At 25.3% G+C, this 26,563-nt stretch carries 25 protein-coding genes and 1 other annotated feature; of the genes, 4 read left to right on the top strand and 21 right to left on the bottom strand.

Annotation, left to right across the window (positions count from 1 at the left end; translation table 4 throughout):
• Positions 1 to 57 precede the first annotated feature (57 nt).
• From ruvB to MFL_RS02250, 5 genes are all read right to left on the bottom strand, one after another.
• Positions 58 to 1,005 carry a Holliday junction branch migration DNA helicase RuvB gene (gene ruvB, locus MFL_RS02230; protein ID WP_011183319.1) on the bottom strand — a complete coding sequence of 316 codons (948 nt, stop codon included), beginning with the start codon at positions 1,003 to 1,005 and terminating at the stop codon, positions 58 to 60.
• Positions 998 to 1,546 carry a Holliday junction branch migration protein RuvA gene (ruvA, locus tag MFL_RS02235; RefSeq protein WP_011183320.1) on the bottom strand — a complete coding sequence of 183 codons (549 nt, stop codon included), beginning with the start codon at positions 1,544 to 1,546 and terminating at the stop codon, positions 998 to 1,000. The genes ruvB and ruvA overlap by 8 nt, the downstream gene beginning before the upstream one ends.
• Positions 1,547 to 1,615: 69 nt before the next feature.
• Positions 1,616 to 3,448, bottom strand: a complete 1,833-nt coding sequence (locus MFL_RS02240) for an ABC transporter ATP-binding protein (RefSeq protein ID WP_011183321.1) — start codon at positions 3,446 to 3,448, stop codon at positions 1,616 to 1,618.
• A gap of 10 nt (positions 3,449 to 3,458) precedes the next feature.
• Positions 3,459 to 5,303 (bottom strand): ABC transporter ATP-binding protein, encoded by a 1,845-nt coding sequence (locus MFL_RS02245; RefSeq protein WP_011183322.1) that lies wholly within the window; start codon positions 5,301 to 5,303, stop codon positions 3,459 to 3,461.
• A 121-nt stretch (positions 5,304 to 5,424) separates the two neighbouring features.
• Positions 5,425 to 6,174 (bottom strand): MurR/RpiR family transcriptional regulator, encoded by a 750-nt coding sequence (locus MFL_RS02250; RefSeq protein ID WP_011183323.1) that lies wholly within the window; start codon positions 6,172 to 6,174, stop codon positions 5,425 to 5,427.
• 119 nt (positions 6,175 to 6,293) lie between these two features.
• Between MFL_RS02250 and MFL_RS02255 the strand changes: the two genes are divergently transcribed.
• Complete coding sequence (locus tag MFL_RS02255; protein ID WP_011183324.1) at positions 6,294 to 7,652, top strand: glycoside hydrolase family 1 protein; 1,359 nt, start codon at positions 6,294 to 6,296, stop codon at positions 7,650 to 7,652.
• 3 nt (positions 7,653 to 7,655) lie between these two features.
• Positions 7,656 to 9,287, top strand: a complete 1,632-nt coding sequence (locus MFL_RS02260) for a PTS transporter subunit EIIB (protein WP_011183325.1) — start codon at positions 7,656 to 7,658, stop codon at positions 9,285 to 9,287.
• Between the two features lie 35 nt (positions 9,288 to 9,322).
• On the opposite strand, the gene MFL_RS02265 is transcribed toward MFL_RS02260, so the two are convergent.
• The 7 genes from MFL_RS02265 to MFL_RS02295 all read right to left on the bottom strand — a co-directional run bounded on the left by MFL_RS02265 (position 9,323) and on the right by MFL_RS02295 (position 19,983).
• On the bottom strand, positions 9,323 to 10,762 hold the full coding sequence (locus tag MFL_RS02265) for a DUF2130 domain-containing protein (protein ID WP_011183326.1): 1,440 nt from the start codon (positions 10,760 to 10,762) through the stop codon (positions 9,323 to 9,325).
• A gap of 208 nt (positions 10,763 to 10,970) precedes the next feature.
• Complete coding sequence (locus MFL_RS02270; RefSeq protein WP_011183327.1) at positions 10,971 to 11,786, bottom strand: HU family DNA-binding protein; 816 nt, start codon at positions 11,784 to 11,786, stop codon at positions 10,971 to 10,973.
• A 3-nt stretch (positions 11,787 to 11,789) separates the two neighbouring features.
• Positions 11,790 to 15,569 (bottom strand): hypothetical protein, encoded by a 3,780-nt coding sequence (locus tag MFL_RS02275; protein ID WP_011183328.1) that lies wholly within the window; start codon positions 15,567 to 15,569, stop codon positions 11,790 to 11,792.
• A gap of 109 nt (positions 15,570 to 15,678) precedes the next feature.
• Entirely contained in the window at positions 15,679 to 17,121 is a 1,443-nt protein-coding gene (locus MFL_RS02280) for a glycoside hydrolase family 1 protein (protein ID WP_011183329.1), read from the bottom strand.
• Entirely contained in the window at positions 17,105 to 18,649 is a 1,545-nt protein-coding gene (locus tag MFL_RS02285) for a PTS transporter subunit EIIB (protein WP_011183330.1), read from the bottom strand. The genes MFL_RS02280 and MFL_RS02285 overlap by 17 nt, the downstream gene beginning before the upstream one ends.
• 92 nt (positions 18,650 to 18,741) lie before the next feature.
• Positions 18,742 to 19,494, bottom strand: a complete 753-nt coding sequence (locus MFL_RS02290) for a transcriptional regulator (protein ID WP_011183331.1) — start codon at positions 19,492 to 19,494, stop codon at positions 18,742 to 18,744.
• 21 nt (positions 19,495 to 19,515) lie between these two features.
• The gene (locus tag MFL_RS02295) at positions 19,516 to 19,983 is read right to left on the bottom strand and encodes a hypothetical protein (protein WP_011183332.1); all 468 of its coding nucleotides are present in this window, start codon (positions 19,981 to 19,983) and stop codon (positions 19,516 to 19,518) included.
• A 134-nt stretch (positions 19,984 to 20,117) separates the two neighbouring features.
• Here MFL_RS02295 and MFL_RS02300 point away from each other — a divergent pair, with 134 nt between their 5' ends.
• Both MFL_RS02300 and MFL_RS02305 read left to right on the top strand, forming a co-directional pair.
• On the top strand, positions 20,118 to 20,816 hold the full coding sequence (locus MFL_RS02300) for a hypothetical protein (protein ID WP_011183333.1): 699 nt from the start codon (positions 20,118 to 20,120) through the stop codon (positions 20,814 to 20,816).
• Positions 20,817 to 20,833: 17 nt separating this feature from the next.
• Positions 20,834 to 21,520, top strand: coding sequence for a hypothetical protein (locus MFL_RS02305; protein ID WP_011183334.1), 687 nt, complete (start codon positions 20,834 to 20,836; stop codon positions 21,518 to 21,520).
• Positions 21,521 to 21,728: 208 nt separating this feature from the next.
• Here the strand turns inward: MFL_RS02305 and MFL_RS02310 are convergent, their stop codons facing one another.
• The 9 genes from MFL_RS02310 to MFL_RS02350 all read right to left on the bottom strand — a co-directional run bounded on the left by MFL_RS02310 (position 21,729) and on the right by MFL_RS02350 (position 26,446).
• Complete coding sequence (locus MFL_RS02310) at positions 21,729 to 21,917, bottom strand: hypothetical protein (protein ID WP_011183335.1); 189 nt, start codon at positions 21,915 to 21,917, stop codon at positions 21,729 to 21,731.
• 10 nt (positions 21,918 to 21,927) lie between these two features.
• A complete protein-coding gene (locus MFL_RS02315) occupies positions 21,928 to 23,280 on the bottom strand; it encodes a M20 family metallopeptidase (protein ID WP_011183336.1) in 1,353 nt (450 codons plus the stop codon).
• Between the two features lie 10 nt (positions 23,281 to 23,290).
• Entirely contained in the window at positions 23,291 to 24,034 is a 744-nt protein-coding gene (locus MFL_RS03635) for a DnaJ domain-containing protein (RefSeq protein WP_207253446.1), read from the bottom strand.
• Between the two features lie 246 nt (positions 24,035 to 24,280).
• Positions 24,281 to 24,568: a 50S ribosomal protein L27 gene (gene rpmA / locus MFL_RS02325; RefSeq protein ID WP_011183338.1), complete on the bottom strand. Its 288-nt coding sequence runs from the start codon at positions 24,566 to 24,568 to the stop codon at positions 24,281 to 24,283.
• 1 nt (position 24,569) lies between these two features.
• Positions 24,570 to 24,884 carry a ribosomal-processing cysteine protease Prp gene (locus tag MFL_RS02330; protein ID WP_011183339.1) on the bottom strand — a complete coding sequence of 105 codons (315 nt, stop codon included), beginning with the start codon at positions 24,882 to 24,884 and terminating at the stop codon, positions 24,570 to 24,572.
• A gap of 2 nt (positions 24,885 to 24,886) precedes the next feature.
• Positions 24,887 to 25,186 carry a 50S ribosomal protein L21 gene (gene rplU / locus MFL_RS02335; protein ID WP_011183340.1) on the bottom strand — a complete coding sequence of 100 codons (300 nt, stop codon included), beginning with the start codon at positions 25,184 to 25,186 and terminating at the stop codon, positions 24,887 to 24,889.
• Between the two features lie 6 nt (positions 25,187 to 25,192).
• Positions 25,193 to 25,272, bottom strand: a sequence feature (ribosomal protein L21 leader region).
• A 77-nt stretch (positions 25,273 to 25,349) separates the two neighbouring features.
• Entirely contained in the window at positions 25,350 to 25,742 is a 393-nt protein-coding gene (locus MFL_RS02340; protein ID WP_011183341.1) for a hypothetical protein, read from the bottom strand.
• A gap of 66 nt (positions 25,743 to 25,808) precedes the next feature.
• Entirely contained in the window at positions 25,809 to 25,955 is a 147-nt protein-coding gene (locus MFL_RS02345; protein WP_164919789.1) for a hypothetical protein, read from the bottom strand.
• 68 nt (positions 25,956 to 26,023) lie between these two features.
• On the bottom strand, positions 26,024 to 26,446 hold the full coding sequence (locus MFL_RS02350; RefSeq protein ID WP_011183342.1) for a hypothetical protein: 423 nt from the start codon (positions 26,444 to 26,446) through the stop codon (positions 26,024 to 26,026).
• Between the last annotated feature and the right edge of the window lie 117 nt (positions 26,447 to 26,563).

The raw sequence follows: 26,563 nt of genomic DNA on the forward strand, positions 1-26,563 counted from the left end.
TACAATCTCCTTATTTCAATGTAAAGATTATAATTCTAAAATTATTAATTTTCTTTTCTAAATATGTTGATTTTTATTTTTTTCTAAATATATTTTTCCTTTGTTAGTTAATTGTCTACCACGGCCTGTTTTTATAATTAATCTTTCTTTTAAAAAGATTGGCTCCATATTATTTAAAATTGTTTGATTAGGTACATTTATAATTTGCGCTAAGCTATCTAATGACAATGTATTATTTTCTAATAGTGTAAATAAGTAGTCTAAATCTTTTTCATTTAAACCATATTCATAAAGACCCATTTGTTTAAAAACTCATATTAAATTTTTTTCTGATAAATCTTTTATTTTTTCTGTTATCAAAAAATCATAAATTCTTTTTACTAAATTTATAGCAACTCTTGGAACTAATCGAGAAAATTTAGCAATAATCTTTGCTTGTTCAATTTCTATTTTGTATTGCAATTTATTAAATGTATTAATTATAATTTTTGTTAAATCATCATGATTGTAACCCTCTAATTCGAATTGTATTGGAAATCTATTCAAAAAAGGAAATGGTAATTTATTTATTTCTGTTGTTGCAGTTATGATAGTAAAGTTTGGTAACTTTATATTAACTATTTTAGAATTATATTCTTTTCCAATAATAATACTAAGTTTATTTTCTTCTAAAACCGGATATAACACTTCCATGATATCTTTGCTAACTGAATGAACTTCATCAATAAAAAGAATTTGATTTTCTTTTATACTTGTTAGAACTGAAATCAAATCACTTGGTCTTTGTAAACTAGGCCCATTAACAATATGAATTTTAGTTTTTAATATTTTGCTTAATAAATAAGCTAAGCTTGTTTTACCCATTCCACTTGGTCCTGAGAAAATTATTGGATCTAAAACTTTATTTTGTTTGATTGATGATTCTATACATATTTTTAAATTCTTAATGACCTTTTCTTGTCCTATGTATTCACTCCACTTACTAGGTCTAAAATCATTACTCATAACTAATTTGCTCCATAACTATTTTGGTTATTTCATCCACTGAAAGTAAATTATCAACATTAGCAATATTTTTCATTATTGTTTTATAAGAAAATCCCAGCTTAACAAGTGATGTTATTATTTTTTCTTTTTTCTGAGTTATTTTGTTTTTGAAAAAATGCTTTTGCAATTCTTCAATTATTAGTTTAGCTGTATAATTGCCAATCCCTTTTAATTTAGCTAATTTCTCAATATCATATTCTTCAATCATTTTTATAAATTCTTCAAATGAAAAATTATTTAATAAATAAAAAGAAGTTTTAAGTCCTACTGTTTTAATTTTCACCAATTCTTTAAAAAGGTTTCTTTCATCTCTTGATCTGAAAACTATTTCAACATTTTCAAATTCAGTATTATGATCAACAATAAACAATTTAATGTTTTTTTCATTTTTAAAATTATCTTTTGTTAAATAAGAAAAGTATTCTCCTTTATTCTGATACTCAACATATAAATAATTATCATCCTTTGAATTAATATCACAAACTAAATAATCCTTCATTCTTTTCACCTCATATAGTTATTAAAGAAAAAATAAAAAAATCATCTCAATTGAAATGATTTTTATATATTAATGTTCAATTTTTCCTGCTTCATATAAGTTTTTAAAATGACCTTCTTTTTTAGTTAATTCATTAAATGTACCTTCTTGTACAATACCAGCACCATTAGCACCAAGTACTATAATATGATCTACATTTTTAATAGTTGAAAGTTTATGAGCGATAGTAACACTTGTTCTACCTTTCATTAATTGATTCAATTTATTTTGAATTTCTTTTTCAACAATATTATCTAAAGCAGAAGTAGCCTCATCTAAAATTAATAGCTCAGGATTTTTTAAAATCATTCTAGCAATAACTAATCTTTGTTTTTGTCCACCAGATAACATAAATCCACGTTCACCTAGAACAGTTTGATAACCTTCAGGTCAACTCATAACTAATGCATGTAACTCAGCTTTTTTACAAGCTTCAATCGCATCATCATCAGTTGCATCAAATTTACCATATTTAATGTTTTCTAAAACAGTTCCAAAAAGAATTTGTGGTTCTTGTTCTACATAACCAACATGGTCTAAATAATGTGATAAATTTAAATCTTTTAAATCATCTTTATTATTAATTAATATTTGTCCTTCAGTAGGATCATAAAATCTTAATAATAATTTAGCAACTGTTGACTTACCAGAACCAGTTTCACCAACAAAGGCATATGACTTACCATATTGTAAAGTAAAGTTAAAATTAGGTAAGATTAAGTTTTCAGGTTTTTCTGGATATCTAAACTTAACATCTTTGAAAACAATATCACCTTTTAAATCTTTGATTTCTTTTCCTTCATGATAATGAAAATCTAAAATTGATTCAGCATTTAAAGTTTTTAGAATTCTTGAAGAAGAAACTCCTGCCATAGCAGCACCACCAGATATTACAAATAAAGTAATAATTGGACCAGTCAACATCCCTTGTGCCATAACAAAGGCTGGGAATACTTGGAAGAAAGCTTGCATTCTAGCAGTATCTGAATCTCCACCAAAGAAAACTGCAGCAAATACAGGAGCTGTAAATAATAATAAGAAGTCTCCTGCGAAAACAATAACTGAGAATAAACTTAATCATTTACCAATTGGTTTACCTTGATCAAAATAATCAACATGTTTGTCTTTAAAGTATTGTGTTTCATAATCTTCTGTTCCTGAAGATTTAATTAATCTAATTGAAATAACTCGATCAATTACATTACCATTAGTTTTTTCTAAAGTTAATCTAACCTTTTCTCATTTTTTAACTAATGCAATATAACAACCAAAAAATGCAATTAAAATTAATACAAAAATTACAAATCCAACTAAAGCAATTCTTCATTCTAAAATAAAAGTTAAAGATAATCCTATAAGTGATTGAATAACTGCACTAGCAACATTCATTGGAATATCAACAGCTTGATTTCCTACTACTTGAGCATCAGAAATAACATTAGTTAACAATTCTCCAATTTTCTTATCTGAATAATAAGAAATATCTTGTCTAATTAATTTTTCTAAAATTTCATTTCTTAAATGAGTTTCAATTTGTTTTGCAAAAGTATTTGATCATCAATTAAATAAAAATGAGTTAAATAAGTTAAATAATAATAAAGCTACTGAGATAATAATTAATTCTGTTGTCTCTAAACCTCAAAATCTAATTAATCAAAAACCACTTGAAGCAGCTTTTTCTGCATCAGTTAAACTTAAAGCTAAGTTTATTTGGTTTGTTAGCAATGGTGCTAAGAACAACATAGAAGCTCAAAATATAAAGTTAGGAATTACTCATCAGTTTTTCTTAAAGTCTTGTTTATAATATTTAAAAAATAAATATAAAAATGCTCGACTGTTAGAAATTTCTTTTTTCTTTTTCATAATTACCTCCTTAGTGATTTTGTTGTTGTTCTTCTAATAAACCTGCTTCATATAAGTTTTTAAAGTGTCCTTCAACTTTAACTAACTCTTTAAATGTTCCTTGTTGAACTATTCCTTTAGCGTTTCCACCTAAAACAATAATGTGATCAACATTTTTAATTGTTGAAAGTCTATGAGCAATAGTGAAACTTGTTCTACCTTTCATCAATTCATTTAGTTTTGCTTGAATTTCTTTTTCTACAATATTATCTAAAGCTGATGTAGCTTCATCTAAAATTAATATTTGTGGATTTTTTAAAATCATTCTAGCAATAACTAGTCTTTGTTTTTGTCCACCAGATAACATAAATCCTCTTTCACCAAGAATTGTGTCATATCCTTCTGGTCATGAACTAATTAATTTATGTATTTCAGCTTTTTTACATGCTTCAATAACTTCTTCATTAGTTGCATCAAATCTTCCATATTTAACGTTTTCATAAACATCACCAAATAAGATTTGAGGTTCTTGTTCTACATAACCAACATGTCTTAAATAACTTGATAAGTTTAAGTCTTTTAAGTTTTGATCTTTATTAATAATGATTTCTCCATTACTTGGATCATAGAATCTTAATAATAAACGAGCAATTGTTGACTTACCTGAACCAGTCTCACCAACAAACGCATATGACTTACCTTCTTCAAATGTAAAGTTGAATTTAGGCAAAATTAATTTTTCTGGTTTTTCTGGATATCTAAATTCAATATCTTTAAATACAATGTCCCCTTTAATCTCATCAACTATAATTCCATCAGTATAATGTGGATCTAGTCTTGATTCATCTTTTAATAAGTTTGATACTTTTACACTAGCAACTCCAGCTACAGCTAATGAGAATGTAATTCCCATTAAACTACTATATGTTGCAATTAAACTTGCTTGATTAATCATATAAGCTGGGAAAGTTACTGAGAAGAATGTAGCAGATGCTGCTGTATCTCCTTTAATTGAATAAATAATCCCTGCAATTATTGGAATAGCAAATTGTAAGATCATTGAACCTGCATAAACTGTAGTCATTAAGAATGACAAGTTTAAAATAGCTGGTTTATGTGCTTTATAGTTAATATCTTGTTGTTTTTCTAAATAAGCTTTTTCATAATCTTCTGTTCCAGTTGATTTAATTAATCTAATTGTTCCAACTCTATCAGTAACATTACCATTAACTTCTTCATACACTTCTCTAACAACTGCATATTTTTTAACAGTTTGAATATAGAAAACAAAGTATAAAGCTAATAATAAGAAGTAAATAATTGATCCAAAGATTGCAATTTTTCATGCAAGAATAAATGTCATGGTAAATGCAACAACAAATTGTGATAATGAAATTCCAATATTAGTAGGAATTCTAACCGCACCATCACCTAAGTTTTGAGTATCAGCAACAACACTTGTTAAGATTTCTCCAATTTTTTTATCTGAGTAATATGAAATATCTTGTCTTACCAATTTTTCAAGAATTTTATTTCTTAAATCAATTTCAATTTTTCTTCCTAAAATATATGAGAAATAGTTAAAAATAAAAGTTCCTATTGCATCAATTAAAATCATAACTACAGCAACAATAATAATAGTTGTAGAACTTCATCCTCAAAAAAGAGCTTGTTCTGCATCATTTAAAACTACTTTATTTTCACTTTTAATAGCCAATGTAATTTGTTGTGTTAAAAGTGGTATTGAAGCTCTAGTTAAACAGAAAGATAATATTGTTAATGCTAGAATAATTGTTATTCATCAATATTTTAAATAATACTTAGAAATTATTTTAAAGAATTCTGCATTTTGTGATGTTTTTTTATTTGTCTTCATAAAGTCCTTTCTTAAGTATTTTTACAATATATAAATAATATCATTTAGTTTTGAAATTAGATAGATTAAAATATCATTTTTTTAAAAAATAAATAAAAAATGCTTGCGCATTTTCTTTTGATTAAAGTTTTATTATTACTTTTGTAAATAAATAATTAAGAACTACAGATCTCATAGATAAATATATATCTTCTCTATTATGTTCATATATTAAAATTTCTGCTTTAAATTCTTGAAATTTATGACTTTGAGATGATGAAGTTACAATTACAATATTTTTTGTTTTATTTTTAACTAAATTATAATAGTTTACTAAGTATTGATTATCTAATCCAAATGCAAAGAATATACATAAATCGTCTTCTTTACAATAATCTATTCAAATAGGATTCATTTTTCTTTGTGAATTAAAGTTTGAATCAATACCTTTATATTGCAATTGACTTGCAAAGATTTCAACATTAAAGTTCTGTTCATAAGAACTAAATAAAAATGTTCTTCCACATTCTTTTAACAAACTTACCAACAAACTTATTTCATCTTCTTGGACATCAATTTGTTTTATATTTTGAACAACTTGATTAAATAAGGTAGATGGCTTGGCAGAAAGTTTTTGCTTTTCAAAATCTTTGTAATATTCTCTTTCAACTTTTATTCTAATAGCTATTTCTCTAAAACCGTTATAACCATATTTTTTAGAAAATGATGTTAACGCTGATTCAGAAATAAAACATACTTCAGAGCATTCTTTACTAGTTGGGGTTTTATTTTCTTCCAAACAATCAAGTAAATATTTAGCAATTAATTTATGTGTATTACTCTCGTTGTTATTATAAATAACAGTTAACTTTTCTTTTATACTTTGAAACATATTTTTTCTCCCAAAAGTACTTCTCATAAATTTAAGTACTTCTTTATAAATATACTACATGTAAAATTAATAGCAAAATTTTTATATAAAATAAGTGTAGAAAAAAGAGGATTATAAAAATGTTAAAATTTCCTAAAAATTTTCACATCGGTGCTTCAATGAGTGCTATGCAAACAGAAGGAAAAGGAATTACTGAAATAGGTGATTTAACTTTTGATGCATATTTCAAAGAAAATCCGGAATTGTTTTACCATGGTGTTGGGCCAGATCTGACAAGTGATATTACAAGACACTATAAAGATGATATTGAAAAATTTAAATACATCGGATTAGATTCAGTTAGAACAGGTTTTTCTTGAGCTAGATTATTTCCAGATGGTATTAATCTAAACAAAGAAGCAGTAAAGTTCTATCATGACTATATCGATGAGTATTTAAAAAATGATATTGAAATTATTATGACTTTATTTCACTTTGACATGCCTTTATGAGCACATGAATTAGGTGGTTGAGAGAGCAGAGAAGTTATTGAAAAATTTATAAGTTATTGTGAATTTGTATTCAAGGAATATGGATCAAAAATAAATTATTTTGTTACCTTCAATGAACCACTTGTTCCTGTATTTGAAGGATATGTAGGTAAAATGCACTATCCCGCAAAGGATAGTCCCAAAGAAGCTGTAGCTCAAGCATATGGAATTTTCCTAGCTCATGCTAAAGCAGTAAAGTTATTTAAAGAATTAAAAATTGATTCAAAAATAGGAGTTGTTTATAACTGAAACTTTACATTCCCATTTTCAGATTCAGCAGAAGATAAAATTTCAGCTGAAATCTATGATGCTTATGTAAATAGAGGACCATTAAACATTATGTATAATGGAAATATTAACCCAATTATTATAAAAACCTTAGAAGAATATAACATAACTCCATTTCACACAAGCGAAGAAATTGAAATAATTAAACAAACTGAAATTGATTTTTTAGGAGTTAATTATTATTTCCCTTGTAGAGTTAAAACAAATGAAAATGTAAAAAATAGATGAGCTTTAGATCAAATGCATATTGAAATTCCTGCAGATGCAAAAATTAATCCTTTTAGAGGGTGAGAAATTTATCCTGAAGGGCTATATGATATATCTATAGCAATTAAAAAAGAGTTAAATAACATTCCATGATACATTGCTGAAAATGGTATGGGTGTTGAAAATGAAGATAGATTTAGAAATGAAAATGGACAAATAGATGATGATTACAGAATTGAGTTTTTAGAAACTCATATGTCTGAATTAAAAAGAGGTTTAGATGCTGGATCAAATTGTTTTGGTTACCACATTTGAGCTGCCATTGACTGCTGAAGCTTTAGAAATGCTTATAAAAATAGATATGGTTTAATTGAAGTTGATTTAAAAGACCAATCTAGAAAGTTTAAAAAATCAGCTTACTGATATAAAGAACTAATAGAAAATAAGGAGTAAACTATGGCTACAAAAAGTCAAATATACAAAAATGTTGAAAAATTATTTTTAAGTCTTGGTGGACATGAAAATATTCAATATTTCACTCACTGTATGACTAGAATGCGTTTTCATTTGCATGATTGAGATAAAGCAAATGAAAATGAAATTAAAGATGGTGGTTATGCTGTTGGTGTTAACAAAAATAAAAGCAACGGTGAATTCCAAGTTATTATAGGTCCTGAAGTTGAAAGTTTTTACAATGCTTTTTGCGAAGTTAATGGATATGATGAAGATGGAAAAACATTAATTGTTAAAAATGATAAACCAAATTTAACAGAGAAACAAAATAAAGAAATTGTTGATATGAAAAATAGATTTAGAGTTAAAGGTTCATTTAACAAAGCCCTTTCTTTTATCTCAAAAGTTTTTGCCCCAATAGTTATACCTCTTGTAGGTTATGGATTGATTTTGACAATCGCATCATTGATAACTGTTGAATGAAGTGGATCAGATAGTAGTTTAGCTGCTAATTCACATTTTTTTAAAGAGTTTTCTGGAATACTTTCAATTCTTGTTAATTCATTTTCATTGTTTGTTACAGTTGCTGTAGGTTATACAACAGCTAAAGCATTAAGATGTAATGGAATTTATGGAATTATAATTGCACTTGTTTTAACATCACCAGGATTAATAAATATGGGAGATGTTAAACCAGCTGATGGTCAAAGTATTTTAGGAGCTTATGACGGATGAACATTATTTGGAGATGGAGTTAAATATCCATGAAAAATAAACTTCAATGGATTAATTATTCCAATGATAGTTGTTGTTTCATTTGGTGCATTCTTAGAAATACAAACTAATAAAATTAAACAAAGTACATTAAAAATGATTATTCAACCAATTGCTATTATTGGTGGAGGTTTCTTATTTGGAGTATTCATAGTAGCACCTGTTGGGTTACTATTCACAAACTACTTATCAATTGGTATAAATTGATTAAGTACAAATAGTATTGCTAAATATATTGCTATACCTGTTGTTGGAGGATTATATGGCCCTTTAGTTATAACTGGTTTACACCACTCATTAACTCCAATTATTTTACAAGGTCAAGCAATTTATGGAGCCACATTGATTCAAGGTTTCTGTACTATTTCAAACGTTTCACAAGGGGTTGCTTCAATTGCATTCGTTGTGTTACACAGAAGAGTTTCAAAAATGAAAGATATTGGAGTTTCAAACGGGGTTTCTGCCATTGTTGGAGGAATCACAGAACCATCATTATATACAATAAACTTAAAACATTTATTCCCACTAATCGGATGTTCAATAGGTACATTCTTTGGAACAATGATTATGGTTGCTTCTAATTCATATGCATTGCAAGGGGCTTCTTCAATTTTCGGAATACTTATGTTCTTACAACAAGCACCTGAAAAAACTGGAGCTACAACTTGAATTGGTGGAGGATACTTATGAGGTACAATCTCAGTATTAACTTCATGTATAATAACTTTTGTTGCAACTTATTCTTTAGGTAAAACTAAATACTTCTGAAATAGATCAAGAGAAATCTTATTAAATGATTTCCATGAAGATATTAATGAATTAAAACTTTTACCAAAAACTAAAAAAGCGAAAAGAGCTTAATATAAAAAATTCACATTATTTGTGAATTTTTTATATTATAAATATTCTGCTTTCATTTCTCCAAGTATACTTGATAATCCTTTTTGTACTTTATTAAAGAATTGTTGATTAATAACATTAATTGATTTTTTTATTCTTGATGAGTTTCTTTCTAAACTATCAGCCACTTTATCAAGATCTTCTAATTCTTTTTGCATTTTTTTATACGCTGTTGGGAATTGAATCGTTCAATATTCATTTAATTCAGCTTTTTGTTTTTCTAATTCTTTTAGTAATTCATTATCAGAAGCTTTAGTAACTGTTTTAATTTTTTGATTATATTCATTTTCAAATTCAACTAGTCTTCTTACGATTTGACCGACAAATACAAAACTTTCTGAATCAGTTATTCAAATGTTTTCATATTCATCACTTCTCATAAAAGGTATTCCTGGGTATTTATCATTAAAACTTGTTGCAATTAAAATTCCATATTTAGTGTTATTACTTGCAGCGTCAGTTGATAATTTAGGAATTCAAGTATTACTTCATTCCGCATTCTTAACTTCATAAACAATTTTTCCAATTTCTTCACGTTTATGATTTTTAATAGTTTGTAAGTAATCTGCTTTCTTTTCACCAGTTGTTATTTTTTCAATACCATCAAACAATGAAAACGCTTTAACTAAATCTTCATACACTTCATGTTCAAAGTTTTCACCTTTTCGTTTTGAATTAATAATTTTAAATTCACGGTTAGCTTGCACTAAATCAGCTATTCTTTTATCATAATCATTTATTAAAGTTAATTCTTTAGTTTTTGATTCAGCTTCTTTTTGAATAGCAAAGTTTTCTAATTCAATTTTTTTATTATTTAACTCTAGTTTTAAATTATTTATTTCTTGACTAAATTGATTAATTAAAACTTCTTTATTTTTTTCAATCTCAAGATTTAGTTTTTGATCCAAAGCTTTAATTTCAACTTCTTTATTTGCAAGTTTAATCTCTAATGAATTTTTAACATCATTAAACTCATTTAATAAATTACTTTTTGCTTCATTCAATTCTGCAATCTTTTGTTGATTTAATTGATCAATCATATTTTGTTGTTTTTGAATGTTCAATTCATATGTTTTAATTTTTTCATTAAACTCATTAATAACAGCATTTCTTTCTTTATCTATTTCTAATGCCTTTTGTTCATTTAATTTATTAATTAAATTATCTTTTTCATTAATTGAAATATTTAAGCTTTCTAATTGTTTATTAAAGTTATTTAGCATTTCTTGTTTAACTAAACTAATTTCAGCAATCTGTTTATCATTCATTTGTGCTATTAATTCATTTTTAAGTTGCACTCGAATTTCATTCTCTTGCTTTTGTTTTAATTCACTTAAATAGTTTTCAATAACTGTTCAGTTTGAATTATGATTCTTAAAAGAATCTTTTGTGATTTCTTCGCCACATTTGGGGCAACGAAAAAGTATATCGCTCATGGATATATCCTCCTTTATTTAATATTTCTTTGTTTTATTTTTAGAGTCTAGAATAAGCACAGACTGTCAACTTTGGCTCACTTTCTTTATCATTCTAAGGTATAAAACTTACCTACTTTTATATTACTATTTTAATTTTTAAAATAATGTTATTTTTATATTGTCATTATTTATTTTTTGGTTAAAATAGAAAAAAATAAGCCTAAGCTTATTTTTGTTCCTCTTCAATTGTTATCGTTTCAATTGTTTTTTTATTATATTTAATTCCAGTTCATTTTGTATCTGACATAATTAATTTTAAATTACGTGAAGGTTTAAATTTAATTATTGTTGTTGCGGGAACTTCTACAATTTCTCCATTTGATGGATTAATTGCTTGTTTTACCGGCTTTTCAACTTTAATTAATTTTCCAAAGTTTTCAATTATAACTTCTTCTCCACTTATTAAATGATTTTCAACATTTTGAAATAAATTTTTAACAATTTCATCAATAGTTTTCTTTTTATAATCAGGATACATTTCTGTAAGTCTTTCAACTAAATATTTTTTTGATACCTTATCATAACTAGTTTTCTTAATTAATTTATCTTCTCTAATAACTTTTTCTTTAATAATTAATAATGAACTTTTATTTTTTTGAACTATAGTTTCATTTGTTTTTATTGTTTGTTTTTTAAATCAAAACTGTAAAACAAGTATAGTTAACAAAATTATTAGGATAATCACATACATTCAATTTATAAATGCATCTAAAAATATAGGAGTTAAGAAAGTTGAATCAACATATAGTTTAGATTGAAACATAGAATAAAAACCAATAGGACCTTGTAAAAAATGATTAGTATTTTCAAATCATTTAGATACAACTTGTGAGTTAAATCCAGATGAAATTACCTCACTTCATTCTTGATTTCCATTATAAACATTATTTAATAATTTAAAAATGATCAATAAAGTAGTAAAAAGAATAATCAATAGAAAAATAATTGATATTTTAAGATTATTTTTATTAATTAATTTCATATCTTAATTCTCATCTTTCTTTTTCTTTTTAATAAATATAGCTGCTATAGCAATTGCAACTATATTAAGTGCTGCTAGAATTCATAGTAATATACTTATTGTATTATTTCTTGTATTAATAGTAGTATTGTTTTTAATGAAGTCAAAGTTAGCTTGACCAATATACATTTTTGAATTATCTATTGGTTTAATAACTACTTTTGCACTATCTCCATCAATTACTACTTCTGTAATAACTTGATTTCATACAATATCGCTATTTTGTTCTTTAATTATAGAAATTATTCCTGCTTCATTAAACTTATTTTTTGGAATTGAGTCAATAGAAACATTTATTATTAAATTTAAATCTTGTATTGGAGAAACCTTAACTTCTAATTTACCAGAATACAAACTTGTTTCTTCTTTACCTTCAACAATTAAATTTCCACTTTCGTTTTTACTTATTTTTGTTTCTGATCAATTAATAACAGTATTTTGGTATTGTAATTTTAATGCATCTTCAAGTTTATTAATATTATCTATATCCTCTTGATTAACAAAAATACCATCTTTAAATTCTGCTTTATGCTCAGCTATATCGTATTGTAAATAGTATTTAGCATCAATTGAACCTTTATAATTTTCAGAATCATCATTTGCTACAATTTTAAAGTTAAATCTATCAATTAGTTCAATATGTAAATCTTCATATTTAATATCAGAATTTTTAATTTCTGCTTTTGACTGTTCCATTATTTGATTTTTTAAATTGATTATCAATTCTTCATTAGTATTACCATCAATATTTCATGCATCAACTTTTTTAATGTCTAAAGGTTTTATATTCAATGTTGATAAATCTTTTCTTGCTGGTTTTACATCAACCTCTATAAATTGATTGTCTTGGGTTACTCCAACAAAGTCAGATCCAATTATTTCAGACTTTAAAGATGTTATTTTATATTTTAATGAATAAGAACTAACACGTTCAAATGATATATAAGACGAATCAACATTAGTTCAATGTTTTTGATTTTGTAAATAACTCATAATATCATAAGTATTCGTATCCTCATAAAAAATAAAGTCCTTAAATAAATCAGTTTCATTAAGATTCAATATTTTTGGAACATTAATTTCTTTATTATTTTGAAGAAGTTTTGAATCATCTGTTGCGGTTAAAGTAATTTTACCTTCTTTTTCTAATGTTGAATTATTGATTTTAAAGTTAAAATCTTGCTCTGTAACACTACTTAATCCTGTTATTAATTTTAATCTTCTTAATATTTCATTTTTGTCAGTTAAATTTGATGAATCAGCAATTTTAAAGTCTTTTAAATTATATTTCAATTGCTCAATTGTGAATGTATTAAAATTGCTAACATTAATTGATACCGGTTTAGCTTTTACAACTATGTACCCTTCTTCTCCAACTTTTGCACTTTTTACTCTTTCAATATCAATATCATCAGCATTGATTTCAACTTTAACAATTGGTTGATTAAGGTTCTCTTTAATTAATTCATTTATTGTTTGAATAATTTCTGCGTCAGAAGTTGTATTAGAAAGTGGTTTTTTGTTAAAATCTAATTTTGATAAATCAATTGCATTAGTTGCAGGTAGAATAATAGTTTGTTCACCTTTTATTTGCAAAGCTGATTCTTTTGCTTTTACAGATATTGATCCGTTCTTACCAATGGCTGGATTAGCTATTTTTAATTCTTCTAACTGATTTTCTACTAGATCAGTTGTTAATTGACTTTTACCATTTATAGATTGAGCTACTATTGTGTTTACAATTTTGGTTCTATCAGTATCTTCATTAGTAAATTTAGTTTTTGAAATATCATAAACTAAATGAGGTATTAAAATTTTTTGTTGATTCATAACAAGCTTAGAAGATGGATTAGCTTCTATTTGTATTTCACCATCTTTTTCATATGTTGATGGTTGAATTTTTATTGTTACATCTTCATTTGTTATTTTTGTTTCTGTAACTTTTGATAATGAAGCCAAAATTTCGGTATCTTTTATTTCATTTGATGGATTGATTTTACCTTCAATTGAATTTTCTGCATTAGCTAAATCAATTTTGGCGCTATCGGTTGGTCTCAATTTAAGAATTGAAGTAATGACATTATTAGGTTGTTTTTCTTCATCAAAAAATTGAACATATAAATCATACCCTTCTCTATCATGTTCATCAGGTGTTTTTATTTCTCAATATTGTTCATCATCAGAAATTTTATTATAAATAACACCATTCTCAACTGGTGTTTCAGTTCCTTCATGAACTAATAAAACTTTTGTTATATATGATTTAGCTGTTAATTTTAATAAATTATTAGATTTTGTGACATCATTTCAAATATAAACTTCACCTTTTGATCCTAAACTTCAATCTAATGAATTTGCTCCTATTAAATTAGATGATCTAAGAGTTTCTTGAAATTTATCGTTAAACACTCTATTAACTTGAGCTCTATCTGTTGTTGGTTTGTTTTTGGCAGTCACAGTTTTATATGTTTCATCTGCTTGGTACATAACACCATAATCAAACATACCACTATATCTTGGCAAACCGTCCTCATATCGAACTGTTAAATTAGGGTTCAATTTAGTACCATCAATAATATACTTTGATGCAGAATATGAGTTCGATTTAACAATAGTTTTTGAATCATAGATAACATATTTAGTTATTCGGTTAACTCATTGAACATCTCTGATATATCCATCTCCATCACTAGGATATGAAACTTCATCATTGCTTCTATCAATATATAAAGTTTTAGCAGTCTTTTTAATTTCACCTGATTCATGAGCTTCAAAATTAGTATTTTTACTTTCTGATAAACCTATATACATGCCTTCTGTATCAACAAAAATATTATAGGCTTGTAATTGTTTATATTTTTCAATATTTGCTATAACTTCAACTTGATTTTCTGTTTTTTCTTCTCTATAAATAGAAACCTCTCCATCAACCATAAAATATGTATTACTTGAATTATCTTCAATAGATACAATTGGATAATTTCCATAATTACTTGTTCCAGATGCTAAAGTAATTTCTTCTGATTTATTGATGTAAATTTTATTAATTTGTCAATCTTTTCCATTATCATCTAACGTAGAATAAATTAAAGAATTATCAAATGAATTATATTTTACACTTTTAATAGATCTATTGTAAACTTCAAGTTGAACTTGTTCAGATCCTGTTATTGGTTTTGGTTTAGGCGCAGATGGAAGTAAAAGTTGCCCAACTCCGCCAAGTATTCCACCAACTCCACCAAGTATTCCACCAACTCCACCAATTATGCCACCAAGTCCACCAACTAAACCATAATTACTTGGTTGATCATTTAATCATTCAAATTTATATATTTTAGAGTCATCAAAATAATAAGATATTTTATCATCTCCATAGAATATTGTTTTTCCTGAAACATCAAGTGGTGTTGTATTCTTATTAGTGCCTGCTTTGTAGACGTAGGCAACTTCTTTTGTTGGACCACTCATTTGTGAGTTCATTTTAGTTTTTGATAAACCTTGTACTTTTACTTTCTTATTATTTGGATCTGTATAATTTCCTGTTCATGTAGTAATGCCATCTTTTTGATCAAAATAGGATTGTCTTACTTTTGTGCCAAATGTTAAAGCTGCTCTATTCATTGCCTCATACTCTAATATTTCATAATTTTTATTTGAATTGATTGAAAAATTAGCCAATTCAACAATATTAAATGAACCTTGACCAATAGTCAAAGCCGTTAAAAATGATAATAAAAACTTCATTTGTTTGTCCCCTTATAGTATGTTTAATTTAATTTAAAATATTTTAACAATTAAAATTAATAAAGTCAAATATATATATTTGTAACAAAACAAAAAACCCGTAAGGGTTTTAAATTTCTCTTTTTTCACAAACTTCTTTAAATCAGTAATATGATTTTTTAGGTATTCTTTTTTTAGTTCCATTACCCATATCATCTTGATCCACATATATAAGACCATATCTTTTTGCCATTTCACTAGTTCCATGAGAAACAATATCAAAAGGACTTCACATTGTATAACCAATACATTCAACACCATCATCAACAGCTTTTTGAACTTGTTGTAAATGTGATTTTAAATATTCAATTCTATAATCATCATTAATCATTTCTAAATTTGGATTTTCTTCTTTAAATCCAACACCATTTTCTAAAATGAATAAAGGCTTTTGATATCTATCATATAATCTATTCATTAATATTCTTAATCCTACAGGGTCAATTTGTCAACCCCAGTCATTTTCTTTCAAGTGTTTATTTTTTCCAACTTTAACTAAATTTCCTTCAGTTAATGAATCTTCATTTAAACTAACAACACCTGACATGTAATAACTAAATCCAACAAAGTCACATGTATTTTCTTTTAGCACAATTCTATCTTCTTCACTAATTTTTAAATTCATACCAAAAGATTTATAAAGATTTAATGCATATTTAGGATATTCACCACGATGTAGTACATCAAAATAAGCATAAATTTTCATTTGTTGATCTTTATCAGCTTTCAAAACAGTTAAAGGGTTTGAATCATCTGCATAAGATAATAAAGTTGCAATCATTGATCCAAACTTAAACTCTGAGTTTATTTTTCTACCTTCTTTAATAATTGAAGCATTAGCAACAAAAATATTGTGTAAAGCATAAATTGATAGACCCAAAATATTTTCGTGTTCATCATCTCTTAAACCAGCTCCAGCTCAAACACTATAATTTGCAGCATTCATTTCATTAAAAGGAATTCAGTATTTAACTTTATCTTTAAATCTAATTAGTAAAGTTTTTGCATACTTTGTATAAAAATCTATTAATGCTCTATTTTTTCATCCACCAAATTTTTCAACCAAATAATAAGGCATTTCATAATGAGAAATTGTTATTATAGGCTCTATATTATTTTTTATTAATTCATCAATCAGTTGATCATAAAATTTTAATCCCTCTTCATTTGGGTCTGTTTCATCTCCATTAGGAAAAATCCTTGTTCATGCAATTGATGTTCTAAAACAATCGTTATTCATTTCAGCTAATAGTTTAATATCTTCTTTAAAATGTTTGAAAAAATCTATTCCATTTTTTTTAGGATAATAAAATTTTGAATTAGGGTCTAAAGCTTCTTTTATTTTATCTTCAGTCATTTTTCTTTCAGTATTAATATCTTTTTGATCCAAAGATGGATTATATCTACGCATTTCAGCTATTGATAAACCTTTACCATTAATATTTCATGAACCTTCTGCTTGATTAGCTGATATTGAAGTTCCCAACATTATATCTTTACTTAATTTTTCCATTTTTATTACCTTTAAATTTAAATATACTTTTTTGTTTTAATTCAGGAGTAAATCCGTATTCATCAAAAAGTATTTTATTTGTTCTTTCTTTAAAATATTTAACTTGACTTAAAACTATTGTCATAAATATTGTTATTGATATTCCCAAAATTACACTTAGTGTTCCTCAAACAATTGAACCACCAGCTCATTGTTCTACATTTATGCCTTGTGGTATAGTTGAAGCAAAACCGATTATTCCTAAAATACCAAAAGGTGCTGCATTTGTTCAAACTCCAGCTGAAGTATACAATAAGCATCCAAAATATGTTCCTATAGCAGAAGCTATTAAAGGGAAAAGATATTTTAAAGAAATTGAATAAATAGCAGGCTCAGTTACTCCTGCGATAAATGCAGAAATACCATTAGAATATGCAATATTTTTTACTTCTTTACAGTTTTTGTTTAATCTTCCAAATGTTAAACAACCTACAGCTAAACAAATGTTAGAAATGATCATTAACCCCATTATAAAACTACCGTTAAATTTTAATATATCTTGCATTAATATAGGTGTTATTGTTCTATGTAATCCAAATACTACCATTGGTGCATATAGCATTCCTATTAATGGTGAGAATATATATTTTGTTATATTATGTGTCATTAAAAAGTTAAATGATATAGACATATAATTTGTTATTATTAATCCTGCTGGAGCAATTGTAAACATAGTTACAATAACTGTTCCAGCAATAACAACCATTGGTTGAATAAGCATTCTAGCTCCACCTAAATTAACTTTATTCATCCCTCTTTCAATGAAAACTCCTAGTAAACCAACAAAAATCATCGGTATTACTAAACCTTCAAATGAAACTTTTCATGGGAAAACAGCGTTTCCAAATATTTTTCAACCATGTTCATTCATTGCTTGTATTATTGTTTTACCACCATCAAGATCAAGTGCTGAAAGAGGTGTTAACATTGGACTAATAAGAATTGCGCCAATTGCTAAACCTATAATTGGTGTCCCTCCCATTACTCTAAATGTACTTCAACAAACTGCCATAACAATAAATCAACTTAATCCTTTTGAAATTAATTCCATAAAACTATTAATTTCAATTAATGTTGGAATTTCTGTTGAATTAGAAGATAAGAAGAAAGGCGTTCTTACCATTTCTCACATTCCGTATACAACAAGCAAAATCATTATTGGGCTAAAAATTGATGAAACAAACATAATAAAAGTCATTTTTTGTTTTTTAGTTTTTAACTCATCATTTGCGTTTTCATTTATTCCAGTTGTTTTTAAAAACATTTTATAAAAACTTTCAATTTCTGTTCCTATAACAACTTGATATTCACCACCAACAATTAAAACACCTTTACATCATTTTTGCTTTTTGATTTCCTCAGTGTTAGCTTTTGTAATATCTACAAGTTTAAATCTCATTCTAGAAATACAGTGACTTATTTTTTCAATATTTTCAGATCCACCAACATTTTCTAAAAGAAATACAATATTTTCTTTTGTAAATTTCATAAAATTCTCCTTTGTATATATTTCAACTCATTTTTTATAAAAATGCTAAAGTAAAATAAAATACTAAACTAGTTTGTTTTCTAAAAACTAGTTTAGTATTCTGTTGTCATTAATAATTCCTCTAATAATTTAAATAAGTTTATTAATCAAAAATTTCTGTCAACATAATTTCTTTGACAAAGCTTATTATCAAAATACATAGCTTTAGTATTATCATCATCAAATTTTCAGTTCGTTGAACAAATTATATAAACTTTAGAACCAATACTTGTTAAGTATTCATAAATTAATTTTAAACTTCCATTATCTCTTCCGGTTAAAATCAATAAAACAAGTTTCTTTTCTCATTCTATTTTTTTCAATTTATTTAAATCTTTTTCTAAATTAAAAATATTGGCTTGATAATCATGTTTTTCTAAAACATCAATCAAAAAAGTTGATGCATATTGTGTTTGAAAACTTGGAAATAAAAATACTTCTTCTTTTTTCTTTATATCATTAGCAAACTCTATTAAAAAATCATAATTTTCTGAAATTCATTTTTCAAATGAAACATAATATTCTCTAACAGTTAAGTGTTTCGAGTAATTTGCATTTTTTTCTGTGAAATTATTTTCATATTCAATTTTCAATCTAACTTGCAACTCACGAAATCCTGTGCATTCAGCTATTTTAGCAAATTGTGTAATTGTTGATTTACTTACAAAACATTTTTTAGCTAACTCATCTTGTGTTCTAAATAAACCTTTTGAAAAATCTTTAAGTATTTGTTGAGCAATTTGTTTAAAAGTTGTCTCTCTATTATCTCTACTTAAATTGTCAACTTTTTTGTATATTGAATTCATTTATCAATTTTCCCTTACTAATTATTCTTCAATTAAATCTTTTACTTTCACTTTATTAATATAATTACTTACATAAAATTTGAATTCTTCTTCATCCATAGAATCTTTCATTTTCATATTTGCATTACATATATTTCTACCTGAATATAGAATATTTAAAATAGCTATTATAGTTAAGAAGACTCAAACTCCATACATTCCTCAACCAATATATAAATCTAAATTATGAATAGGAAATACATCACCAACAATAATAGGAGTTAAGTTTAATTGAATCATCATGAAAAAGATTCCAAACATTAATGAAATAAATAAAGCTCAGTTTAATTTTATATAGCGATCTTTTCTTTCATTCTTTACATATTCTAAATAAATAGTTTGTTTTTCAGTTAAATTTTTCATTTTTCAATGGCGATTAAGACTTGAAAATATTAATAAAATTACTCAAATAATAAAAACGGCTATAATTGTTCATAAAAATGAAAACATATTTGCCCCTCATGTTGATAAACCTGATGCTAATAAGATATAAATCACCTCTTAAGTATGATTATACAATTTAAAATGAAAAATAAATTTATTTTTAAATTGTAGGTATAATAACATTTAAGGAGGTCTAATATATGAAAAAAAGATGAAGTTTTTCATGACTTAATCTATTCGGTTTATGTGTTTTTTGATTATTTTTCATTTACGATTTAATTTATTTAACTTTTATTGCTAAAACTTTATTTTTAAGTTTTAATTTTGTGTTTTTATTAATTTTTATTTTACTATTAACATGACTTATTTCTTATATATTACTTATAAAAAGAATTAAAAATAATATAAAAACATATGTTGTGGTTATATTAATTTGTTCAATATTATTATTTATATTTAAAGTACATTACTTATATGAAGCAATTGAATTATTTAATAAATATGATTATCAACTTTCATTGCTAGGTTATTTAAATATATTTATAGGTTTTATTTTCTTTTTTACTAATTCAATTTTAGCAATTGTACTTATTGTAAAAGAAAAAGGAATAACAGATTATGAAAAAATTAATCAAATAAATAACAAAAACAAATTGGAAGTTTCTGTTAACAATGATATTTTAATTGCATATTATTTTTTAATTGCTTCAACAATAATTTATGCTATTTTAATTATTCCTTTAATTTGATTAATACCAATGACTTTAAAAACAAAAAGATTAGCTTATAATTTTGAAAAGCGAACTGGTTTTGGAATTTGAGTATTACTATTTGGTGGAGTTTTTGGTTTAATATCAGGGATATTATTGATAACAAACAGAATTGAAAATTATAAATAGAAAAGGGGATTTAGAATATGAATAGAAAAAAAATAATATTTTTATTACAAATAATTACTGCTTCGCTTGTTTCATTATTTACAATTTTATTTTTGATAGATGGTATTAGACTTGGAGTTACATCTTTTTTTGATCATGAAACTGGTAAAGAAATTATTGTAAGAGAATGGACTTGAATCATACCTTGAATTATGAGTTTATTAACAAGCACAGGTTTTTGAATAATTACATATTTTTATAAAAAAAATATGACTAATACAAATAAAAATAAAAAAATAACTGTTTGATGACTTATTTACCTAATTTGTGGTTTGATCTTATTTTCAATTTTTCAATTATTGGGTATATTCTTATTTCATTATTTCACTATATCATTCTTTTTATCTTGAATTATTTTGGGAATAGTTTTAATAATTAATATTATTTTCTTATCAATAGAAATTGATAGTAACAGAATAAGAAATGATTTTGAAATAATAAATACTGATATGGTTATTGCATATAGATTAATGTTAGTTTCAACAATTATTAGTGGCTTCGTTTTAATTCCATTGCTATGAATGATTCCAATGACTATTAAAACTAAAAAATTAACTTATACAGATGAAAATAAAACTGGATTTGGAGTGTTAGTTTTCTTATTTGGTGGTTTATTTGGAACAATATGTTCAATAATAATAATTGCAAGTAGTTCAAAAAAATAAATAATAAAATTATATTTAGTTATTTACGTCAGTTTTTCTGACGTTTTTATTTTAATTATTTTAGGTTTATTGAACTTTAATAATTAAATTCACACAACAGTATTTATTTTTTACTGTATATTAGGAAAAATATAACTTAAAAAAACAAAGTTTAACCTTTAAAATTGGTTAAATCTTTGTTTTTTACTTATTAATATTTTTTATTTTGTTAAACTACAACTACTATAGCAATAACTGCTATTGTAACTAAAATAGAAAAAACTATTCCAACTAAAATAGAATACTTTAACATTTTTTGAATTTTATTATAACAATCCAAGTGATAAATACCTACACTATTTTGAATATACTTATGTGTTGGCAAAATATCATTTTTACATTTTAAACAAACTAACATTTTTTTCCTTCTACTTTGCTAACTTTGTTATTGCTTTAGCATATATTTTAATCATTTTTTGCAACTCTTCAATAGTAGCAAATTCATTATAGTCATGCATAGGTGAATCTTCTAAACTCATAACAGCTCCAAACGCAATTAAGTTAGGCATAGTTTTAGCATAAGTTCCTCCACCCATTGCTTGAGGTTGACTGATCATATCTCCAGTAATTTCTTGATAAACTTGCATAATGTTTTTAACAACTTCACCATCTTTTGGGAAGTACACTGCATCTTCAATTCTTTGTTTAGTATGATCTAAACCATATTTATTAAATGCTTCTTCAATGATTGGAAAGAATTTAGCTTTAGGTTCTGATAAAACAGGTATTCTAAAGTTAAATGTAAACATTCCTTTTCCGTCTTTAATATCAATGATTCCAATGTTTTGAGTTAAATCTCCAGTTTCATCAGCAATGTTATCAAAGATATTAGACATGTTGAAATTTAAATGAGCTTCTTTTGCAATAAATTGAATTAAAGGGTGTTTAATACCTAATTCATTCATAGCAAATGCTAAGTGAGATGCAGCATTAACTCCAACATGAGGAGTAGAAGCATGACCAGGTTTTCCTTTAACAATTAATTCATCATTATTAATTGAAGTATGAATATCTTTCATTGTATCTAATTTAGCTTTAATCTCATCAATTCTAGGTCCTTTATATGAAACCTTATCACAAATCATGTTGTAAGCTTCTCCACCTTTAATTTCAAAATCACAAGGTACATTAGCAATAACATCCATATTATTAATTCACTTTTCTGCATATACACAAGGGAATAAACCATCAGGCACATAACCAGCAGAAGCAATACCATGATCTGCTACATATTTTTCCATACATTCTCATGTTGTTTCTTCACTTAATCCAAAAATCATTCTAATTTTATAAGTATCTGATTTTCAATTATGATCTTTTAAGTATTTAAGTGCATATAGATTCATCATTGTTGGGCCTTTGTCATCAATAGAACCACGTCCAATTAATTTACCATCTTTTTCAATTGGTTCAAAAGGATTAGTAACTCATTCTGACATATCTCCAGCAGGAACTACATCTAAATGACATAAGATTACATATAATTCTTTTCCCTCACCATATTCTAAAAACCCATATTTATTAGTTTCATCACGATATGTTTCAAAACCTAATTCATTACCTAAATTTAAAATATAGTCTAATGCATCATTAACTCCTTTTCCAAAAGGCATATTTCCAATTGGATCTGCTAATACTGATGGTATTCTAATTAATTCTTTAGTTTTTTCTAAAGCTTCTGTGAAATATTTATCTAATAATAATTTGTTGTTAATTTCCATAATATTCTCCTTAATTAACTTTGTTAATTGATTTTAAAAATTGATAAGCTCGATTTATCTCAACCATTTTATCTTTTGCTTCTGCTGTTTTATTTTTGTCTGGGTGATAAGTCATTGCTAATTTACGATATTGTTTTTTAATTTCATCACTTGTTGATTTTTCATTTACACCAAGTGTTTGATAAGCTCAGTTAATATCACTGAACTGATCTGACATTTTTGATTGTTTTTGTTGGTGATATGTATATTGTTGATATTGATTATTGAATGTTTCTGATTGTTGATAAACTCCAGATTGTTTATATAATTCATTAATTAAATCATCAATAGCTTTTGCAAATCATGAATGCATTAAATTGACTTCTTTATCAATATCTAATAATGCATCTCCTTTTAAGAAATCTATTTTAGCTTTTAATATTCTTGGTACAAAACCTTGAGTAACTACTTTCATATATATATTTAAAGATTCATTATAAAATTTCATTAAAAAGTTTCGATTTTGATAATTATCTTCTAAACCAGTTTGATCAAATGCTTTTAATAGTTTTTTTTGTTCAACTAATCAAAAATTCAATATTTTTGATTGTGCTTCATTTAATTCTTTAATTACATCATTTGTTGTTGTAAAAGAAAAATTATTTTTTAATAAATATTCTTTTGTATTATTAAACTCTGAGTTAAAAGGAAACTCTTCAAAACTTTCATAATAGTCATATTTTGATACTAAAACAGTTCTTTTAGTATTTCTCATTCATACCTTACGATTAGTGCTTAATAACTCTTCATTTTTCCTTATTTGAGCGTCTGGTGAATCAATCCGATTCTTTTTAAACGTAAATAAAAATGTTATTGTTCCAATAACAAATAAAGTTATGATTATACAAAGTATAATAATTAACATTTTTACCATTTTATACCTCTTTAGTGTTTATATTATTTTAACAAAATAAACAAAAAAAATTAGTCGAGTAATCGACTAATTGATTTTTATGAATAATTATTCAGCAGGAGCTACAACTTTAACTCTTGTACGACCTTTTCCAAATTTTTCATATTTAACGATTCCTGATACTAATGCAAATAAAGTATCATCTCCACCACGTCCAACATTTTGACCTGGGTGAATTTTTGTACCTCTTTGTCTAAAGATGATTGAACCTGCGTTTGCGAATTGTCCATCAGCTTTTTTAGCTCCTAAACGTTTTGATTCTGAGTCACGACCGTTTTTAGTTGACCCTACTCCTTTTTTAGAAGCGAAGAATTGTAAATTTAATATAAAACGCATATTAGTATACCTCCATAATTTCTATAAACTGTTTGTATTGTGTTTGTATTGTTGATAATTGTATTTTCAACATTTTCAACATTGTTTGTAAAGATTGATTTTCTATATTGTTATTTGTAATAACAATTTTATTTTCTAAAACTTTTAAATCAACTTCTTTTGAAAAGTGAATATCTAAAGCATTTAATGCTCCAAATGTAATTCCTGAAACAGCTGCACATACAAGATCTTGTCCGTAAGGTCCAGATTCAGCATGCCCTGATATTTCAAATTGTTTTAACAATTCACCTTCATTTTTAATTTTGACTTTAATCATAATTAAGCTTCAATTTTTTCAATTTTTACTTTTGTATATGGTTGTCTGTGACCATAAACTTTATTAACGTTTTTCTTAGGGTGGTATCTAACTACACGAATTTTTTTACCTTTACCTTGTTTAACGATTGTACCAGTAACTTTAGCACCTTGTACTAATGGGCTACCAAATTTTCCATCAACCATTAAAACCTCTTCGAAAGTAACTTCAGTGTTTAATTCACCTTCTAATTTTTCGATAAAGATTTCCATTCCAGCTTCAACTTTAATTTGTTTTCCACCTGTTTTTATAATTGCGAACATATTTATCCTCCAGTCTAGACTCGCCTTTATACGTGAGATATAAATCTACTTATGTACGTATTAATTAAGAGCGGTTGAAACTTGATTTCAACATTTAAATGATACTACAAACCAATATATAATTCAACTAAAGAGATTAACTACTTAATATATTTACTTGTTTTTAACCAAAATACTTATTAAAAACCATATCTTTACCTATATTAGCATCTAAAGTTGTATTAATAGGTTGTGACATTTCTAAATTATTATTTTGATTGATTAAACTATTATCAAATGATCTCATAGTTTCTAGTTTAACTATATTATCTGAAATATTACTATTAGCATTTAGCTTAACAGAAGTTGTATCATCAAATTCAAAACTAGAATTACCTATTTTAAATTTTGCTTTATCATGCCCTTTAGCAGCTTCTATATAAGCAAATGGTAACATTGCTACATCAATAATAAAATCACCCGTTTTACCAATAATAGAACCTATTCCATTTAACAACGCTCCTGAAGCAGCTCCACCTTTTATATCTTTTAATTCATCAACTTTTAGTTTTTGCATAATTACCTCTTTTCTAACTTCATATTGTTATTACAAAATAAAATTAAAAAATTAAGAATAAAATAATTATTTATTAAAAATATAATTAATTAACATTTCTTCATCTTCTTTTTTAGTATTAATATCTTTTCTAAATAAAATTTCATCTTGTTTTCAATAACCATTATAAGGTTCTAACATATATGAAAAGATTTGGTCAATTAATTCAAACATTATGTTTTCATCAGTAGTATTTTCATATTCTTGTACTAGTTTAAATAACTTATTATCTTTTTCTTGTATTATCTTAAATGTAAGATTAAATTTACCTGATTGTATTTATCTATTAGCAATTGATTATTAATAACTTTATTATTATGTTTAATAAAATAATCTAATGCTTTATTAACTTCATTATTAGTATCATGAATAATAACTCCATTTAAATGCATTAAGTCAAAAACATTATTAGTTTGTAAATAAAACTGATCAATTGTTTTAATCATACAATCAACAGGAATATCATTAACGTAAAAATGCATACCTGTAATATTTGGTGTAATAGTTTTATTTAAAACAATTGTTAAATCATAATCACCTTGTTGGTTTTGATCTTGATTTAAATAGTCACGACTTCCACATTGAATAATTCCAATAATGTTTTTGTTTTGTTTTAAGTTATCAATTAAGTCTTTAAGACTTTTAAAATGTAATTTTTTAATCATATATACTCTCTTTTTAATTTAATAAATTATTATATTTTAACATAAATTTTTTAGTGTTTAGTCTGAATAAATAAAAAAGAACTACTTGAGTTCTTTTACTTATTATTAATAAATAGT

It is taken from the genome of Mesoplasma florum L1, assembly GCF_000008305.1.
In the GTDB taxonomy this organism is placed as follows: Bacteria; Bacillota_I; Bacilli_A; order Mycoplasmatales; family Mycoplasmataceae; genus Mesoplasma; species Mesoplasma florum.